The sequence below is a fragment of the Streptomyces sp. ActVer genome, from assembly GCF_027270795.1.
In the GTDB taxonomy this organism is placed as follows: Bacteria; Actinomycetota; Actinomycetes; order Streptomycetales; family Streptomycetaceae; genus Streptomyces; species Streptomyces umbrinus_A.
In genome coordinates, this window is the sequence record NZ_JAPWHT010000010.1 from 20,798 (window position 1) to 36,148 (window position 15,351).

13 protein-coding genes are annotated in these 15,351 nt (G+C 69.5%); 7 read left to right on the forward strand and 6 right to left on the reverse strand.

Annotated features, from left to right (window positions below):
* Positions 1–86 precede the first annotated feature (86 nt).
* The 3 genes from O3Q52_RS03265 (at position 87) to O3Q52_RS03275 (ending at position 4,566) form a co-directional block, all read left to right on the forward strand.
* Entirely contained in the window at positions 87–1,946 is a 1,860-nt protein-coding gene (locus O3Q52_RS03265) for a LamG-like jellyroll fold domain-containing protein (protein WP_269647235.1), read from the forward strand.
* A 23-nt stretch (positions 1,947–1,969) separates the two neighbouring features.
* Positions 1,970–3,640: a histidinol-phosphatase gene (locus tag O3Q52_RS03270; protein ID WP_269647236.1), complete on the forward strand. Its 1,671-nt coding sequence runs from the start codon at positions 1,970–1,972 to the stop codon at positions 3,638–3,640.
* 86 nt (positions 3,641–3,726) lie between these two features.
* The gene (locus O3Q52_RS03275) at positions 3,727–4,566 is read left to right on the forward strand and encodes a PaaX family transcriptional regulator C-terminal domain-containing protein (protein ID WP_269647237.1); all 840 of its coding nucleotides are present in this window, start codon (positions 3,727–3,729) and stop codon (positions 4,564–4,566) included.
* A gap of 67 nt (positions 4,567–4,633) precedes the next feature.
* Here O3Q52_RS03275 and O3Q52_RS03280 read toward each other — a convergent pair whose 3' ends face one another.
* From O3Q52_RS03280 to O3Q52_RS03295, 4 genes are all read right to left on the reverse strand, one after another.
* On the reverse strand, positions 4,634–5,089 hold the full coding sequence (locus tag O3Q52_RS03280) for a MaoC family dehydratase (RefSeq protein ID WP_269647238.1): 456 nt from the start codon (positions 5,087–5,089) through the stop codon (positions 4,634–4,636).
* Positions 5,090–5,121: 32 nt separating this feature from the next.
* Complete coding sequence (menE, locus tag O3Q52_RS03285) at positions 5,122–6,624, reverse strand: o-succinylbenzoate--CoA ligase (protein WP_269647239.1); 1,503 nt, start codon at positions 6,622–6,624, stop codon at positions 5,122–5,124.
* Between the two features lie 63 nt (positions 6,625–6,687).
* Positions 6,688–7,572: an amidohydrolase family protein gene (locus O3Q52_RS03290; protein ID WP_269647240.1), complete on the reverse strand. Its 885-nt coding sequence runs from the start codon at positions 7,570–7,572 to the stop codon at positions 6,688–6,690.
* Positions 7,573–7,575: 3 nt separating this feature from the next.
* Positions 7,576–8,493, reverse strand: coding sequence for an SDR family oxidoreductase (locus tag O3Q52_RS03295; RefSeq protein ID WP_269647241.1), 918 nt, complete (start codon positions 8,491–8,493; stop codon positions 7,576–7,578).
* Between the two features lie 240 nt (positions 8,494–8,733).
* On the opposite strand from O3Q52_RS03295, the gene O3Q52_RS03300 reads away from it, so the two are divergent.
* The 4 genes from O3Q52_RS03300 (at position 8,734) to O3Q52_RS03315 (ending at position 12,301) form a co-directional block, all read left to right on the forward strand.
* Positions 8,734–9,162 (forward strand): MarR family winged helix-turn-helix transcriptional regulator, encoded by a 429-nt coding sequence (locus O3Q52_RS03300; protein WP_269647265.1) that lies wholly within the window; start codon positions 8,734–8,736, stop codon positions 9,160–9,162.
* A gap of 30 nt (positions 9,163–9,192) precedes the next feature.
* Positions 9,193–9,945: an IclR family transcriptional regulator gene (locus tag O3Q52_RS03305; RefSeq protein ID WP_269647242.1), complete on the forward strand. Its 753-nt coding sequence runs from the start codon at positions 9,193–9,195 to the stop codon at positions 9,943–9,945.
* Positions 9,946–10,254: 309 nt separating this feature from the next.
* Entirely contained in the window at positions 10,255–11,814 is a 1,560-nt protein-coding gene (locus tag O3Q52_RS03310) for an FAD-binding oxidoreductase (RefSeq protein WP_269647243.1), read from the forward strand.
* A gap of 37 nt (positions 11,815–11,851) precedes the next feature.
* Positions 11,852–12,301 (forward strand): DUF6069 family protein, encoded by a 450-nt coding sequence (locus O3Q52_RS03315; RefSeq protein ID WP_269647244.1) that lies wholly within the window; start codon positions 11,852–11,854, stop codon positions 12,299–12,301.
* A gap of 756 nt (positions 12,302–13,057) precedes the next feature.
* Here O3Q52_RS03315 and O3Q52_RS03320 read toward each other — a convergent pair.
* Positions 13,058–13,894 (reverse strand): response regulator transcription factor, encoded by an 837-nt coding sequence (locus O3Q52_RS03320; RefSeq protein WP_269647245.1) that lies wholly within the window; start codon positions 13,892–13,894, stop codon positions 13,058–13,060.
* A 258-nt stretch (positions 13,895–14,152) separates the two neighbouring features.
* Complete coding sequence (locus O3Q52_RS03325; protein WP_269647246.1) at positions 14,153–15,271, reverse strand: NADH:flavin oxidoreductase; 1,119 nt, start codon at positions 15,269–15,271, stop codon at positions 14,153–14,155.
* Positions 15,272–15,351: the final 80 nt, after the last annotated feature.

The window sequence follows — 15,351 nt, forward strand, 5'->3', positions numbered from 1 at the left end:
GGCCGCCATCCTCCTCACGGTCGCCACCCCCCTCCCCGAGTCGCCACCCCCCTCTGCCGAGCAGTCCCCCTTCTCACGGAGCAGACGTGTGTACTTCGCATGAGCACGACCCGGCCGAGGCCTGCCCGCAAGCCGGCGCCGGACGACGGAACTTCCTGCGGGCGACCGCGCTGATCGGCGCCGCCACGGCGGCGGTCGCGCTGCCGACGGCCACCGCGCAGGCGGCGCCCTCCTCGGGAACCCGCTGGAGACCCGACACCGACAGCCGCCGCTTCACGCTCGCGGTGATGCCCGATACGCAGTATCTGTTCGACGGGGCGAGCATCAACCCCGCCCCCATCGAGGCCTCTCTGCGCTACATCCTGGAGCACGGGAAGGACGAGAACATCGTCTTCCTCTCGCACCTGGGCGACCTCACGGAGAACGGCGCACAGCCCGAAGTCGCCGCGGTGAGCAAGGCGTTCGAGCTGCTCGACCGGCGGGGCGTGGGCTACAGCGTCCTGGCGGGCAACCACGACGTGAAGTCGTCCACCGACGACCAGCGGGGCCCGACCCCGTATCTGGACGCCTTCGGCCCGAAGCGGTTCAAGGGCAGGCCGACCTTCGGCGGGGCCTCGCCCGACGGCTACAACACCTTCCACCTCTTCAAGGCCGCCGGCCGGCAGTGGCTCGTACTCGCCCTGGACTGGCGGCTGTCCGCCAAGGGCTACGAGTGGGCCAAGGACGTCATAGCCCAGCACCCGAAGACCCCGGTCATCCTCACCACCCATGAGCTGGTCTACGAGGACGACACCCTCTCCACCTACGGACAGCAGCTCTGGGACCGGCTGGTCAAGGAGCACGACCAGATCTTCCTCACCCTCAACGGGCACTACTGGCCGGCCGCCCGGACCGTGCGCAAGAACGCCGCCGGGAACGACGTGCACCTGCACCTGACGAACTATCAGAACCGTTACTACGGCGGCGCCGCGATGATCCGGCTGTACCGCTTCGACCTCGACCGCGACACCATCGACGTCGAGACGATCTCCCCGTGGATCCTGGGCCGGGCGGCCAAGGGCCTGAACGAGCTGGAGCGGCAGGAGATCGAACTGTCCGGCCCCGCGGACCGGTTCTCGGTGGCCGTCGACTTCGAGAAGCGCTTCTCCGGCTTCGCCCCGGTGCCGCCGCGTGCGCCCCGTCCCGCCTCCGAGATGCTGGTCCGGGGCACGGTCGCCTACTGGCGATTCGACGGATCCGAAAACAGCGCCGAGGGTGCGGCCATGGACGGCACGGTCCGCGATCTCTCGGGGCGCGGCAACGACCTGACCGTCGTGAAGGTCGGCGACGGCTCCCTCACCTGGTCCTCGGCACACCACCCCGACCAGCCGGGGCACGGCAGCCTCTTCTTCCACGGCGACAAGTCACCGCTGGTGGGCTCCTACCTGCGGACGGCCGCGAACGCGCCGCTCAACTCGGCGACCTTCCGCGGCGGTTACACCGTCGAGGCCTTCTACCAGCTGCCCGCCGACTGGGACCCGTCCCGCAACGCCTGGTCCGGGCTGGTCAGCCGGACCGGTACGGGCGGTGCGGCGGGCAAGACGGAGGGCGACCCGGACGAGCCGCTCGCCACCCTCTCGCTCTCCGACGGGCCCGGCCCGCAGTGGGCGGTGCGGCCGCTCAACCAGCAGGGCATCGCCACCAACTGGGGCGACGAGACGGCCCGGGAGCAGTGGTGGCACGTCGCCGTCGTCAACGACGGCTCGCACACCACGCTGTACGTCCAGGGGTGTCCCGTGGCCCGCAATCCCACCGCGCGCTCCGTGGGGCTGACCTCGGTCGGCCTGCCCTGGCTCCTCGGCGGCTACGAGTACGCCGGGAAGATCGACCAGATCCTGCACGGACGGCTCGGTGACGTGCGGATCGTCGAACGCGCCCTGCCCGTCACGTCGTTCATGAACCACTGAGACTCCAAGGGATTCCCCAGACCATGACCGAGCAGCAGCTGCCCGCCTGGGCAGATCCGTCCGTCTCCCCCGCCGCCCTCGACGCGCAGGGCGTGTCCCGACGTCAACTCATGCGCCGCGCAGGCCTGTTCGGCGCCGCGTTCGCCGCCGGATCGCTGGCGACGCCCGCCGTGGCGAGCGCGAAGGGCTTCGGCGGCAACGACCCGCACCTCGCCTACCTCGTCGGCGACCACCATGTGCACTCCGTCTACAGCCACGACGCGAAGTACACGTTCTCCCAACTGGCGCAGGCGAGCGCCACATACGGCCTCGACTGGATGGTGTTCAACGAGCACTCCAACTTCGGGCACGCCCAGTACGGGGCGAAGCTGGAGCACGAGGAGATCCTCAAGGCCCGTGCGGCGAACCCGCGTCAGCTGATCTTCCAGGGCCTGGAGTGGTACATCCCGGGCGCCGAGCACTGCACGATCTTCGCGGCGCCCGGCCGCCACGAGGTGGACCTGCTCACGAAGTTCGAGCTGGCCTACGACGGCAAGCTGCTCGGTTACACGGCGGGCGCCCCCACCCACCCCGACACCCCGCGCAACGAGGCGCACGCCGTCAAGGCCATCAAGTGGCTCGCCGCGCAACGCCGTTCGGGCTACGTGGACGACGTGCTGGTCTTCGCCAACCACCCGATGCGTCTGGGTATCGACTCCCCGCACGAGATGCGGAACTGGCGGGACGCGGCCCCCGAGATCATGATCGGCATGGAGGGCGCACCGGGTGCGCAGGGCGGTGCCATCCCCGGGTGGCGCGGTCCGACGTCGATACGGGGCGAGTACGAGAACAAGCCGTCGGCGGACTCCTGGCCCGCCTATCCGACGGACTCGTATCTCACGTACGGCGGCTTCGACTGGATGACGGCGACCGTCGGCGGCATGTGGGACGCCATGCTCTCCGAGGGCAGGCTGTTCACGATCACCACCAACTCCGATGTGCACCGGGTGGTGTTCGACACCTGGAAGAACGGCGACTGGCTGCCGGGGCAGAACTTCGACAACACGGGCCGGCTGCCCGACCCGGTCAACACGACCGAGCCGCAGCCGGGCGGCGACTTCTGGCCCGGCCAGTTCAGCCGCACGCACGTCGGCGTGTCCCGCTACGGCTACCGCGCGGTCATGGCGGGCCTGCGCGCGGGCCGGGTCTGGCTCGACCACGGGCATCTGCTCGACGGTCTCGACGTACGGCTGAAGCGGGACTGCGACCACGGCCGGGGCGTCACCCTGGGCAGTCGGCTGCGGGTGCGCAAGGGCGAGAAGCTCACCCTGAACGTGACCGTGACGACGGCCTCGCGGCCCAACCCGCACGACATCCTGCCCGAGCTGGCCCACGTGGACGTCATCCGCGGCGCGGTGCGCGGTCCGTCGGCCGACCGGGACGACTGGCGGGCGCCGGCCACCAAGGTCGTGCACACGGCGGACGTGTCCGGCCGCAGGGGCACGTACACCCTGCGCATCCCGCTGACCGCCGGGGACGAGTCCTTCTACGTGCGGCTGCGCGGCAGCGACGGCAACCGGCACGGCGCCGGGTACCTTGGCGCGTCGGTCGACCCGCACGGGCCGGTCCCGCACGCGCCGGGCGACGGTGATCCGTGGCTCGACACGTGGTTCTACTCCAACCCCGTCTTCGTGGAGGTCGCCGGCCACCGGTGAGGCCGGTCCGGGGCCGCGTGTACCGGGGCGGCCGGTACGCCCGTACTACCTGGTCACGAGCTGATCGACGGGCGTACCGTGGGCCGGTGACCACTGACGAGGCGCTGCGGCCCCAGTCCCTCATGCTGTCGTTCCTGGGCGACCAGGTGCTCGGCCGTGACGTCTGCGTGTACTCGGGGAGCGTCATCGACGTCTTCGGGCGCGCGGGCGTCGGCGAGCACGCGACCCGCTCGACGCTGACACGCATGGTGGGCCGCGATCTGCTCAGGCGGCAGCGCGAGGGACGCCGTATGTACTTCGGGCTGACCGAGCGCTCGGAGTCCGTGCTGCGGGACGGCGAGCAGCGGATCTGGGAGGAGGGGGCCGTCAACCGGCACTGGGACGGCTCCTGGACGCTGCTCGGCTTCTCACTGCCGGAGTCCTGGCAGCGCCAACGCCACGATCTGCGCGCGCAGTTGACCTGGAGCGGCTTCGGCCCGCTGTTCGGCGGACTGTGGATCGCACCCGGGGAGACCGACGTCTCCGCACTCGTCACCGAGCTCGGTCTGTCCGCCCACGTGAAGATCTTCCGCGCCCACGCGGACGCCGGCATGGACATCGGCGCCATGATCGAGGAGACCTGGGAACTGGACGAACTGGCCACGCGCTACGAGGCGTTCACGCACCGCTGGCAGCACTGGGAGACGACCGAGCCCGCCGCCGACGAGGCCCTCGCCCTGCGGCTGCGCCTGTCGACGGAGTGGCTGCAGGTCGTCCGCCGGGACCCGCGCCTGCCGGTCAAACACCTCCCGGACAACTGGCCCGCCGAACAGGCCGAGAAGACGTTCCACACGGTGTACGCCCAACTGACCCCACTCGCACGGGAGTCGGCGGAACGACTTCTCGACCTGGTGCCGGTACGACCGGAGCCTCAGGAGCCCCTTTAGAGGCGCGGGGAACTGCGCGACCAGCCACGACGAACCCGCGGACGAAAACGGCGCTCCCAGCCGTAGCTCAGACGTAGAAACGCGACAGACTCCGCAGCACCGCCGCAGGCTTGGGCGCGCCCTCGATCTCGATCGTGCCGTCAACAGTGATCTGCACACCCCCCGGCACGTCCTCGACATCCGTCAGCCTCCCGGCGAGCCGAATACGCGAGCCGACCTTCACCGGTGAGGGAAACCGCACCTTGTTGAGGCCGTAGTTGACCTTCGTGGTGACGCCCTGCACGTCCAGCAGCTCGGTGAAGAGCGGGATGAACAGCGAGAGGGTGAGGTAACCGTGCGCGATGGGCGCGCCGAACGGCCCCTCCTTGGCCTTCTCCTCGTCGACGTGGATCCACTGGTGGTCGCCCGTGGCGTCGGCGAACGTGTTGATGCGCTCCTGGGTGACCTCGATCCACTCACTGGTGCCGAGGTCGCTGCCCGCGAGCTTCTTGAGTTCGTCGATGCCGTTCACGGTGATGGTCATAAGTGCCTGTTCCTTGAAGGGAGTTCGGAGGGTCATCGCGTCCCGTACCGCTTGCGCACCCGGGACTTGAGGAGCTTGCCGGAGGCCGTCCGCGGCAGTTCGTCCGCGAGCACGACCGACTTCGGGATCTTGTACTTGGCGAGGCGTCCGGCGAGGGACGCGAGGACCTCGTCGGGGTCGAGCTCGACGTCCTCACGGGGCACGACGACCGCACGCGGCACCTCGCCCCACTTCTCGTCGGGCACGCCGATGACCGCGCACTCGACGATGTCGGGGTGGGCGAGGAGCTGGTCCTCGATCTCTGCGGGGTAGATGTTCTCGCCGCCGGAGATGATCATGTCCTTGATGCGGTCGACGATGGTGACATAGCCGTCCTCGTCGATCCGGGCGGCGTCCCCGCTGCGGAACCAGCCGTCGTGGAACACGGCCGCGGTCTCGTCGGGCAGCCCCCAGTAGCCGGGCATGACGTGCGGCCCGCGTACGACCACTTCGCCGGTCTCGCCGATCTCGGCCGGGGCGAGGTCGGGCCGTACGACGCGGACGTCGCTGAAGAAGTGCGGCACGCCCGCCGAACCCGCCTTGGTGACCGCGTGCTCGGCGTCCAGGAAGAGCACGCCGGGCGAGGCCTCGGTCATCCCGTAGCCCTGGAGGAAGGTGAGACCCCGCTCCTGGTAGGCGGCGATGAGCGGGGTCGGCACGGGTGAGCCGCCGCAGCTGAGCATCCGCAGGGAGGACAGGTCGGCGTCGGCCCAGCGCGGATGGCGGGCCACGTGCTCGAACATGGTGGGGACGCCGAACATGAAGGTGATCCGGTGCCGTTCGATCAGGTCGAAGGTGGCCGCCGGGTCGAAGGCCTCGACCAGGACACAGGTACCGCCCTTGAGGAGGACCGGCAGAGTCAGCATGTTCAGCCCGGCCGTGTGGAACAACGGGGCGGAGACCAGGGCGCGTTCGTCGGCGATCACGTCCTGGTCGACCAGGACGTTGACCGCGTTCCACGTCAGGTTGCCGTGGGTGAGCATCGCGCCCTTGGGCCGGCCCGTCGTCCCCGAGGTGTACATGATGATGCAGGTGTCGTCGGCGGTGACGGGTTCGTCGATCGCCTCGCCGGAGGCCGCCCCGAGCAACTGGTCGTATTCGGCGCCCACTTCAATGTACGTACGCACGTCGCTGTTGCCAGGCAGCCCCGCGACGAGGCCGGTGAACGTGGGCCCGTACACGAGGGCCTTCGCGCCGGAGTCCGTGAGCTGGTAGGCGATCTCGGGTCCGGCGAGGCGGGTGTTGAGCGGTACGAAGACCGCCCCGAGAGTGCCCGCGGCGAACAGTGTCTCCAGGTAGGAGGGGTGGTTCGGGCCGAGGTAGGCGATCCGGTCGCCGCGGCGCACTCCGGAGGCGCGCAGGGCGTGTGCGAGGCGGGTGGTGTGCTCGTACAGCCCGGCGTACGTGAGAGTCGTGTCGCCGTGGATCAGGGCGGTCCGGTGCGGGGTCTTGCGAGCCCGGCGTGCGGGCCACGACCCCAGTCCCTCATTGCGCATGTCCGTGCCCCTGTCCTTCGTCGCACATGGGGTGCCCCTGTCCTTCGTTGCACATGGCTGCCGCTATGGCTTCGTCAGTCCGAGCAGCCGGGCCGCGTTCTCCTTGAGGATCTTCGGCCTGACCTCGTCCTTGATGGAGAGCTTCGCGAAGTCGGCCATCCACCGGTCCGGGGTGAGGACCGGATAGTCCGAGCCGAACAGCACCTTGTCCTTGAGCAGCGTGTTCGCGTACTGCACGAGCTGCGGCGGGAAGTACTTCGGCGACCAGCCGGACAGGTCGATGTGGACGCCCGGCTTGTGGGTGGCGACCGCGAGGGCCTCGTCCTGCCAGGGAAACGACGGGTGCGCCAGGATGATCTTCAGGTGCGGGAAGTCCGCGGCGACATCGTCCACGTGCAGCGGGTTGGAGTACTTGAGCCTGATCCCGCCGCCACCCGGGACGCCCGCGCCGATGCCCGTCTGTCCGGTGTGGAAGAGGGCGATCGTGCCGGTCTCCTCGATCACCTCGTACAGCTCGTACGCGACCGACCTGTCGTTGGGGAAGAAGCCCTGGATGCTGGGGTGGAACTTGAAGCCCTTCACCCCGTACTCCTCGACCAGGCGGCGGGCCCGCTTGACGCCCGCCCTGCCGCGGAAGGGGTCGATGGAGGCGAACGGGATCAGTACGTCCGCGTTGGCGGCGGCCGCCTCGGCGACCTCCTCGTTCGGGACGGGCTCGGTGCCGGTGGCGGACTCGGCGTCGACCGTGAAGATCACGGCGGCCATCTTCCGCTCACGGTAGTAGGCGGCCGTCTCCTCCAGCGTCGGCTTCCGCTTGCCCTCGACCTTGAAGTAGGCGCTGGAGGCCTCGTGCAGGTCGTCGTCCAGGGAAGAGGTGCCCTTGGAGGAGACCTCGGCGTGGGTGTGGACGTCGATCGCGACGAGTTCCTCGACGTCGATGTTCGTCATCGTTTACGCCTCCGGGAACTTCGGGGCGGGGATGCCGACCGACTGGGGCTCGGCGCCCAGCGAGGCCGGCCAGACGTCGGCGAGGGAGTCGGGGGTCCAGCCACCGTCAGCGTACGCCGCCTTGATCTCCTGGGGGTGGGACCACAGGGCCACCTTGTCGCCGCCGATGCCGATGGCCTGACCGGTCACACCGCGTGCGGCCTCGGAGGCCAGGAACGGGACGAGGACGGCGCAGTCCTCGGGGGTGCCGAAGCCCTCGCCCTTGCGGAGGAACTCCGGCAGCGGCTCGCCGCCGCGCATGGCCTCGATGTAGGGCGCGAAGGCCGGAATGGTCTCGGTCATCGCGGTCGCGGCCACCGGCACGATCGCGTTGACGGTGATGCCCGCGCGGCCCAGCTCCATCGACCACGTACGGGCCATGGCGGCGATGCCGGCCTTGGCGGCGGCGTAGTTCGTCTGGCCGAAGTTGCCGCGCTGTCCGGCCGGGGAGCCGACGAGGATCAGCGTGCCGCCCTCGCCCTGCTCGCGCATGCGTACGGCGGCGGCGCGGGCGCAGGTGAAGGTGCCCTTGAGGTGGGTGGTGATCACCGCGTCGAAGTCCTCGTCGGTCATCTTCCACAGGACCTTGTCCCGGAGGATGCCCGCGTTCGTGACCAGGATGTCGAGGCGGCCGAACTCCTCCACCGCGCGGCCCACCAGGCGGTCGGCGGCCTCGGTGGTGCCGACCGGGACCGCCTCGGCCACGGCGGTGCCGCCCGCCTCGGTGATCGCCTTGACGGCCTGCTCGGCGACGTCCTCGTCCACGTCGTTGACGACCACGGAGGCGCCTGCGGCGGCCAGGGCATGCGCATAGGCCAGGCCGAGGCCACGGCCGGAGCCGGTGACGACGGCGACCTTGCCGGTGAGATCGATGCTGGGCACGACGGTCCCTTCGAGAAACGGATCACCTGCGGAAGGCAGGACGGCTACGAGATCGGAGCTTACGAGATCGAAGCTAAAGACAATCATTGTTGTCGTCAATAGTTGTTGCCGACTCGTCTGTGCGGCATGCTGTGGGGAACACGTACGCACCGCCCCGCAGGGGCCCGGCCCAGGGAGCTCGCCATCGCCGGCCAGCAGCACGCCACGCCCCCCGACGCCATCGACTCGCAGGAGCCGTGGATGCGCGGGCTGCACTCGGACACCGGCTATCTCCTGTACCGGCTGGGACTGCGGTCGGGGCAGCTGTTCAACACGTTCCTCCAGGCGTCGGGGCTTCGGCTGCGGCACTACGCGCTGCTGCGGTTCCTGGCCACCTCCGAGGGCGCGCTCCAGCGGGAGCTGAGCTCACGGCTCGGCTACGACCCGAGCGCGATCGTCGGTCTGGTCGACGACCTGGAGAAGCTCGGCTTCGCCGAGCGCCGCCCCTCCCCCGACGACCGCCGCAGCCGCATCGTGGTGCTCACCGAGGACGGCCGCGCCTTCCTGCGCGACACCGACGAGGCGGGTCTGCGGGTGACGAACGACCTGCTCCAGCCCCTCGACGCCGCCGAGCGGGACACCCTGCACACGCTGCTGCAGCGGGTCGCCGAAGCCGAACTCGACGCATGACCGGCCTCGGCTCATGACCGGTCCCGGCCGATGACCGGGCCGTCCGCCCCCGACCGCCTGCTGGCCGTGCTCGCCGCCTTCGACCACGACCACCCGGCGCTCTCCCTCACGGACATCAGCCGCCGGGCCGGGCTCTCCCTGACCACAGCCCACCGGCTGGTGGGTGCGCTGAGCGACTGGGGAGCCCTGGAGCGCGACGCGTCCGGGATCTACCACGTGGGCCTGCGCCTCTGGGAGATCGCGGCACTCTCCCCGCGCGGTCTCGCACTGCGGCAGATCGCGCTGCCGTACCTGGAGGACCTGTACGAAGCCACGCACGAGAACGTGCAGTTGGCGGTCCGGGACGGCTCCGAGGTCGTCTACATAGAGTGGATCTCCGGCCGTTCGGCCGTGGGCGTGAAGATCCAGGTGGGCGCCCGCTGGCCACTGCACGCGACCGGCGTGGGCCTCGCGCTGCTCGCCCACTGCGAGGCCGCCTTCCAGGAGGCATACTGCGGCGGACCACTCGCCGGATTCACCCCGCACACCATCACGGACGCGGCCACCCTGCGCCGTGTCCTCGCCGAAGTCCGCCGCGCAGGCGTGGCAGTGAGCGTCCGTCAGATCACCGACGACGCCCTGTCGGTGGCCGCACCGGTCCGACGGGCGGACGGCTCGGTGGCCGCGGCCGTCTCGGTCGTGGTGCCCGAACGCGACGCGCAGACACCGGCGTTGATCCCGGCGGTACGGCTGGCGGCACGCGGCATCTCGCGGGCGCTGGGGTGGCAGCCGGAGCCGTCGTGAGCACGCGTCCGGTCCGAAGTTCGCGACAGAGGCCCTGACCTGCCGCCACGCCCTCCGCCCGGCCCCGCCCATCGTGGCCTGCCGCGACCACAGCCCGCCAAGTGACTCTTCGGGAGGGGCGGGCTTTTGTGGGTTTGGGTCTGAGCATCAGGTTTCGTACGGAGCTATGACAGATCCGTGTCAACTGTGCCCGGACCGCGTGGAGCCCCTGCTTGGCTGGCGGCAGTCTCCAGCCGTTCCACGTACTTGAGAAAAGGGTGAGTGCTCGACATGGTTTCGCGCCGCACGTTCCTTGGCACCTCGATAGTTGTGGCCGGTACCACGACGGGCCTGTCCGCCGTGGCACCGGCCGCCCACGCCCGCACGACCGCCGCCGCGGCCGTTCCGCCCGAGGTGATCGTCAGACCCGGCGACACGCGCTACGCCGAGCTGGCGGGGCGCGGCTACAACACCCGCTTCCGAGCCGCCCCGGACGAGATCTGGCTGGTGCACAACGCCTCCCAGGTGGAGAAGGCGGTCACCCAGGCGATCCGCAAGGACCAGCGGATCACCGTACGCAGCGGCGGCCACTGCTTCGACGGCCTGGTCGACGACCCCCAGTTCCGCCTCCTCGTCGACACCTCGGAGATGAAGCGGGTCTACTTCGACAGCTCGATGAACGCCTTCGCCGTCGAGTCCGGCGCCCGGCTCGGCGAGGTCTACAAGGCGCTGTACGAGGGCTGGGGCGTGACCCTGCCCGGCGGCGTCTGCCCCGAGGTCGGTGTCGGCGGGCATGTGTCCGGCGGCGGTTACGGGCCTCTGTCCCGGCGCTACGGGCTGTCGGTCGACCATCTGTACGCGGTCGAGGTGGTGGTCGCGGGCAGCGACGGCAAGGCTCGTACGATCGTCGCGACCAGCCGTCGCAGCGACCCGAACCGCGACCTGTGGTGGGCGCACACCGGTGGTGGCGGCGGTCAGTTCGGCATCGTGACCAGGTTCTGGTTCCGCACGCCGGGCGCGTCGGGAGCCCCCACCGCGCTGCTGCCCAAGCCGCCCGCCCGGATGCGCAAGTCCCTTGTGACCTGGCAGTGGTCGGACATCACCGAGGCCGGCTTCACCCGGCTGCTGCTCAACCACGGTGCCTGGCACGCGGCCAACAGCGGGCCCGACTCGCCGTACGCCACCATGCACAGCTCCTTCCAACTGCGTTCGTCGCTGGTCGGGTCGTTCGTGCTGGAAATCCGGATGGACGCGACGCTCGCCGCCACCCCGAAGCTGTTCGACGACTACCTGGCCGCGGTGTCGGCCGGTGTCGGTGTCACGCCGACGGTCGACACACGGGAGATGCCCTGGGTGGAGGCAGCCACCGAGCCGACGCCCCCGTTCGGCACGTACTCCCGGCACAAGTCCATCGGCGGGCATCTGCGCAAGCCGCTGACGGCAGCTCAGGTCGGCGTCGTGTACCGGTCGTTGACGGATCCCGAGCACTCCACCGGCGCCGGTCTTGTGTACCTCGCGGCATACGGCTGCAAGATCAACACAGTGTCGTCGTCGGCGACGGCCGTGGCCCAGCGGGACTCCATCTTCAAGGTCTGGTACTCGACCAACTGGTCCGAGCCGTCGGCCGACGCGGCCGAGGTCGAGTGGATCAGAACGCTGCGCAAGGGCGTCCACAGCGCCACGGGCGGCTTCCCGGTCCCGAACGACCAGCAGGACGGCGGATACGTCAACTACCCCGACGTGGACATCAGGGACCCGTACCAGAACTCCTCGGGCGTGCCCTGGTACACGATCCTCTACAAGGACAACCACCCCCGGCTGCAGCGGGTCAAGAACACGTACGACCCGCGCAACGTCTTCAGGCACGGCCTCTCGTTGAACCCGTCCTGACCCCCACGCCCTCATTCATCAACCGGAGGACCCTTCCATGACCAGCAGCAACCCCGCCGAGATCAGCTCTTCCCCCACGGCTCGCGCGGGGCGCGGACTGCCCCTGTGGCAGGCCGCGGTGGGCAGTGCCCTCGTCGCGACGGCCGTCAACCTGATCGTCCTGTTCATCGCCGACGCGGCGGGGGCCTCCCTGACCCTGGAGCTCAACGGCAAGGCCGACGACATCGTCGCCGGCGGCGTCATCTTCGCCTCGTTCGTACCGCCGGCGCTCGGCGTCACGGCCGCCGCGTTCGCGGCCCGCTGGAAGCCGGTGCTGCTGCGGGTCGGTCAGATCGTGTCCGGAGCCCTCGGCGTCCTCACCGCCCTCGGCCCCCTCACGAGCGAAACCGACGGCGGCACGGCAGCTTCACTCGCCGTGATGCACGTGGTCGTGGGCGCGGCCGGAGCGCTGGGGCTCGAGGCTGTACGGCGCGGGCGTAACGCATAACCCCTCCGGCAGAGCGGGCCGGCGCGGCGCCGGACAACGGCACCCGGTGCACCCGGGTGAGCGGGGTCCGGCGCTCGCGCCTGTGCGTGTACGGCCGCCGGGATGGGCAACATGGGCAGCTTCCCGGGCCGCGGAGACGACACGAGCGGGCCTCCTGCGCGAGCGGGTGGGCCGCGAGGGGATCACCGACCGGGGGGCGAACCCGAGCGTGCTCGCTCATCCATGTGGGCGGGCCGGAGCAAGGCCCCTGCGGTCCGGCGCGGCGGTCGAAGCCCTCGGCCCACACCGGCTCCACGCGGATCGGATGGTGGCGGGACGGCCGCCGCCGGAGGACGGATGAAGCGTGAGCCTGTGCGCTTCTGGGCCGGCGTGTTGTCCGAGGGTCGTGTCGTCCGAGGACAGGGCCCGACCACCAGAGGTGGCGTGGCCGCCACGGGTGTTGTGGAACCGGCGTGCGCGTGGAACCGGATGCGGTGCGAGGCGGCGGCACGGCCGCGTCGGCGTCGAGCCGTCGGGCAATGGGGGCCCGCGATGCCGGCCGATCAGGAAGTCACCCGCCGAGGCCGACTCGCGGCAGCCGGCAGGCCCCCTGCCCCATGCGACGAGCCCGCGTCCCATAGGGCCGCGGGCTCGTCGTTTGCGCCGGTGCATGTAGGCGAGAGTTTCTCCGAGAGTTCATGTTATGCGTCTGGCGAAAGGAAATCGCTTTCTTCCCGAGCGACTATTTTCTAGTTCACGGAAATACACGGGATCAATTTACGCATGACCGAATCGGAAACCGACACCGCGGGCCGTGATGATCCAGCTGCTGGATCCGAGTTTACTGCGGAGACTACTGACATGCGTGTCGATCGTGCGACCCGGCTGGGAGCGGGAATCGCCCCAGACCAGGGTCATGATTTGCTTTCGGGAAACGACGCTGCCCGGCCGGGAGGCCAGCAGATAAAGCAGGTCGAACTCCTTGCGCGTCACCTCGACGGGCTCGTCGCCGAGCCGGATCTCACGGGTGCGCGAGTCGATCCGCAACGGGCCACTGCTGATCACTTCGGTGGTCAGCGGCAGCGGGCGCACCCGTCGCATGACGGCTTCGATACGGGCCATCAACTCGGGTAGACTGTAGGGCTTCACCACATAGTCGTCCGCGCCCGCCTTGAGGCTGAGCACGCGGTCGAGTTCCGTGTCGCGGGCCGTGACAACGATGACTCCGACCCCGGACGCGGCCCTGACGAAACGGCAGATCTCGATGCCGTCCAGGTCGGGCAGGTCCAGGTCGATGAGCAGGACATCCGCTTCCCGGTACTTCTGGAGCGCCTTACTGCCGGTGTCCACGCTCACGGCCTGGTACCCGTGCCTGGCCAGACTCAGAACCAGGGACTGGGCGGCGGGCGCCCCGGTCTCGACAACGAGGACACGCAACACCCCGCGCGCCTTGTGAAGCTGAGGCTGGGCCTGGATGGGCGGTAGTTGCTGGGCCTGTATGGGCGGATGCTGCTGGGCATGTTGACCCACTGGGCGCGACGGCGTTGGCGCGCGGCGATTGGCCAGTTGTTGCGGAATGGCGGGCTCGAGAAATTTTGTGGAGTGATTGCTCATCCGATACTCCCCCATGTTATGCCAGATAAGCGGGCATCGAGTCGCGCTCCCAGAAGGCTACAAACCGCTCGATGAAAAGTCAAATAATAGCTATTGACACACCAGCGAGAATGAGGGAGCCGAAGCATCCGGGAAACATGAGGCAATATCAGAAGTGCATATTCGGCCAGAGTGGCCGTGATCGATTGTTGATTACGGGATTACTCGGGTAATCAGTGCCGCATGCGGTCGCCTGGAATTCTTGAAGCGTGAACGAGCTCAGTGAAGGGTACCCAGAAGGCCCATGTGGAAGGGCTGGAGCTCCTCGGTCCGGCCACCCAGGATCTTCGTGATCCACTCAGGGTCACCGAGCAGTGCGCGGCCGACGGCCACCAGGTCGAACTCGTCGCGCTCCACCCGGTCGAGCAGCGCGTCGATCCCGGCGACCGAGCCCGGCTTCCCCTGGAACACCTCGATGAACTCGTTGTCGAGGCCGACCGAGCCGACGCTGATCGTGGGCTTGCCCGAGACCTTCTTCGTCCAGCCGGCGAGGTTGAGCTCGGATCCCTCGAACTCGGGCAGGTGGAAGCGGCGGGTCGAGCAGTGGAAGGCGTCCACCCCGGCGTCCGACAGGGGGGCAAGCAGGGTTTCGAGCTCCTGCGGCGATCCCGCGAGTCTGGCCTGATAAGCACCCATCTTCCACTGCGAGAACCGGAAGGTGATCGGGAAGTCCGGGGCGACCGCCCCGCGGCAGGCGGCGACGATCTCTGTGGCGAACCGGGTACGGGCACCCAGGTCACCGCCGTACGCGTCGGTGCGGCGGTTGGTCTGCTCCCAGAGGAACTGGTCGATCAGATAGCCGTGGGCCGCGTGCACCTCGATGCCGTCGAAGCCGGTCCGCTCGGCGGCCGCTGCCGCCGCGGCGTAGGCGGCGACGACATCGTCGATGTCGGTCTGCGTCATGGCGCGGCCGACGGGCGTGCCGTCGACAGCGATGCCGGAGGGGCCGATGCTCGGGGCCTCGGGTACAGGCGGGGAGCCGGCCTTCCGGTCCAGTCCCACGTGCCACAGCTGCGACAGGATCTTCCCGCCCGCGTTGTGCACCGCCTTCGTCACCTTGGCCCAGCCTGCCAGGGCCTGCTCGCCGTAGATGTGGGGGACACGGTCGCTGGTGCCGGCCGAGTCATGGCCGATGTACGTCCCCTCGGTGATGACGAGGCCGGCGCCGCCCGCCGCGCGCCGCGCATAGTACGCCGCCACGTCGTCGCCCGGTACGCCACCCGGCGAGAACTCCCGGGTCATCGGTGCCATCACGATCCGGTTGGCAAGAGTGAGACTGCCCAGAGTGAAGGGGCGCAGCAGGACTTCCTTGGCGCGCTCGGCGGAGGTGGTCGACATGAGAAGGGTCTGCTTTCGGTCGGGGCGCCGGGGCGCCTGACGGAATCGGTGGGAAAGAAGGAGGCTGGGAGACAGAACGT

Coding starts and splice junctions, on each gene's coding strand:
- O3Q52_RS03320 (WP_269647245.1), bottom strand. CDS start 13,894: ATGAGCAATCACTCCACAAAATTTCTCGAGCCCGCCATTCCGCAACAA.
- O3Q52_RS03305 (WP_269647242.1), top strand. CDS start 9,193: ATGACCGGGCCGTCCGCCCCCGACCGCCTGCTGGCCGTGCTCGCCGCC.
- O3Q52_RS03325 (WP_269647246.1), bottom strand. CDS start 15,271: ATGTCGACCACCTCCGCCGAGCGCGCCAAGGAAGTCCTGCTGCGCCCC.
- O3Q52_RS03300 (WP_269647265.1), top strand. CDS start 8,734: ATGCGCGGGCTGCACTCGGACACCGGCTATCTCCTGTACCGGCTGGGA.
- menE (WP_269647239.1), bottom strand. CDS start 6,624: ATGCGCAATGAGGGACTGGGGTCGTGGCCCGCACGCCGGGCTCGCAAG.
- O3Q52_RS03290 (WP_269647240.1), bottom strand. CDS start 7,572: ATGACGAACATCGACGTCGAGGAACTCGTCGCGATCGACGTCCACACC.
- O3Q52_RS03280 (WP_269647238.1), bottom strand. CDS start 5,089: ATGACCATCACCGTGAACGGCATCGACGAACTCAAGAAGCTCGCGGGC.
- O3Q52_RS03270 (WP_269647236.1), top strand. CDS start 1,970: ATGACCGAGCAGCAGCTGCCCGCCTGGGCAGATCCGTCCGTCTCCCCC.
- O3Q52_RS03315 (WP_269647244.1), top strand. CDS start 11,852: ATGACCAGCAGCAACCCCGCCGAGATCAGCTCTTCCCCCACGGCTCGC.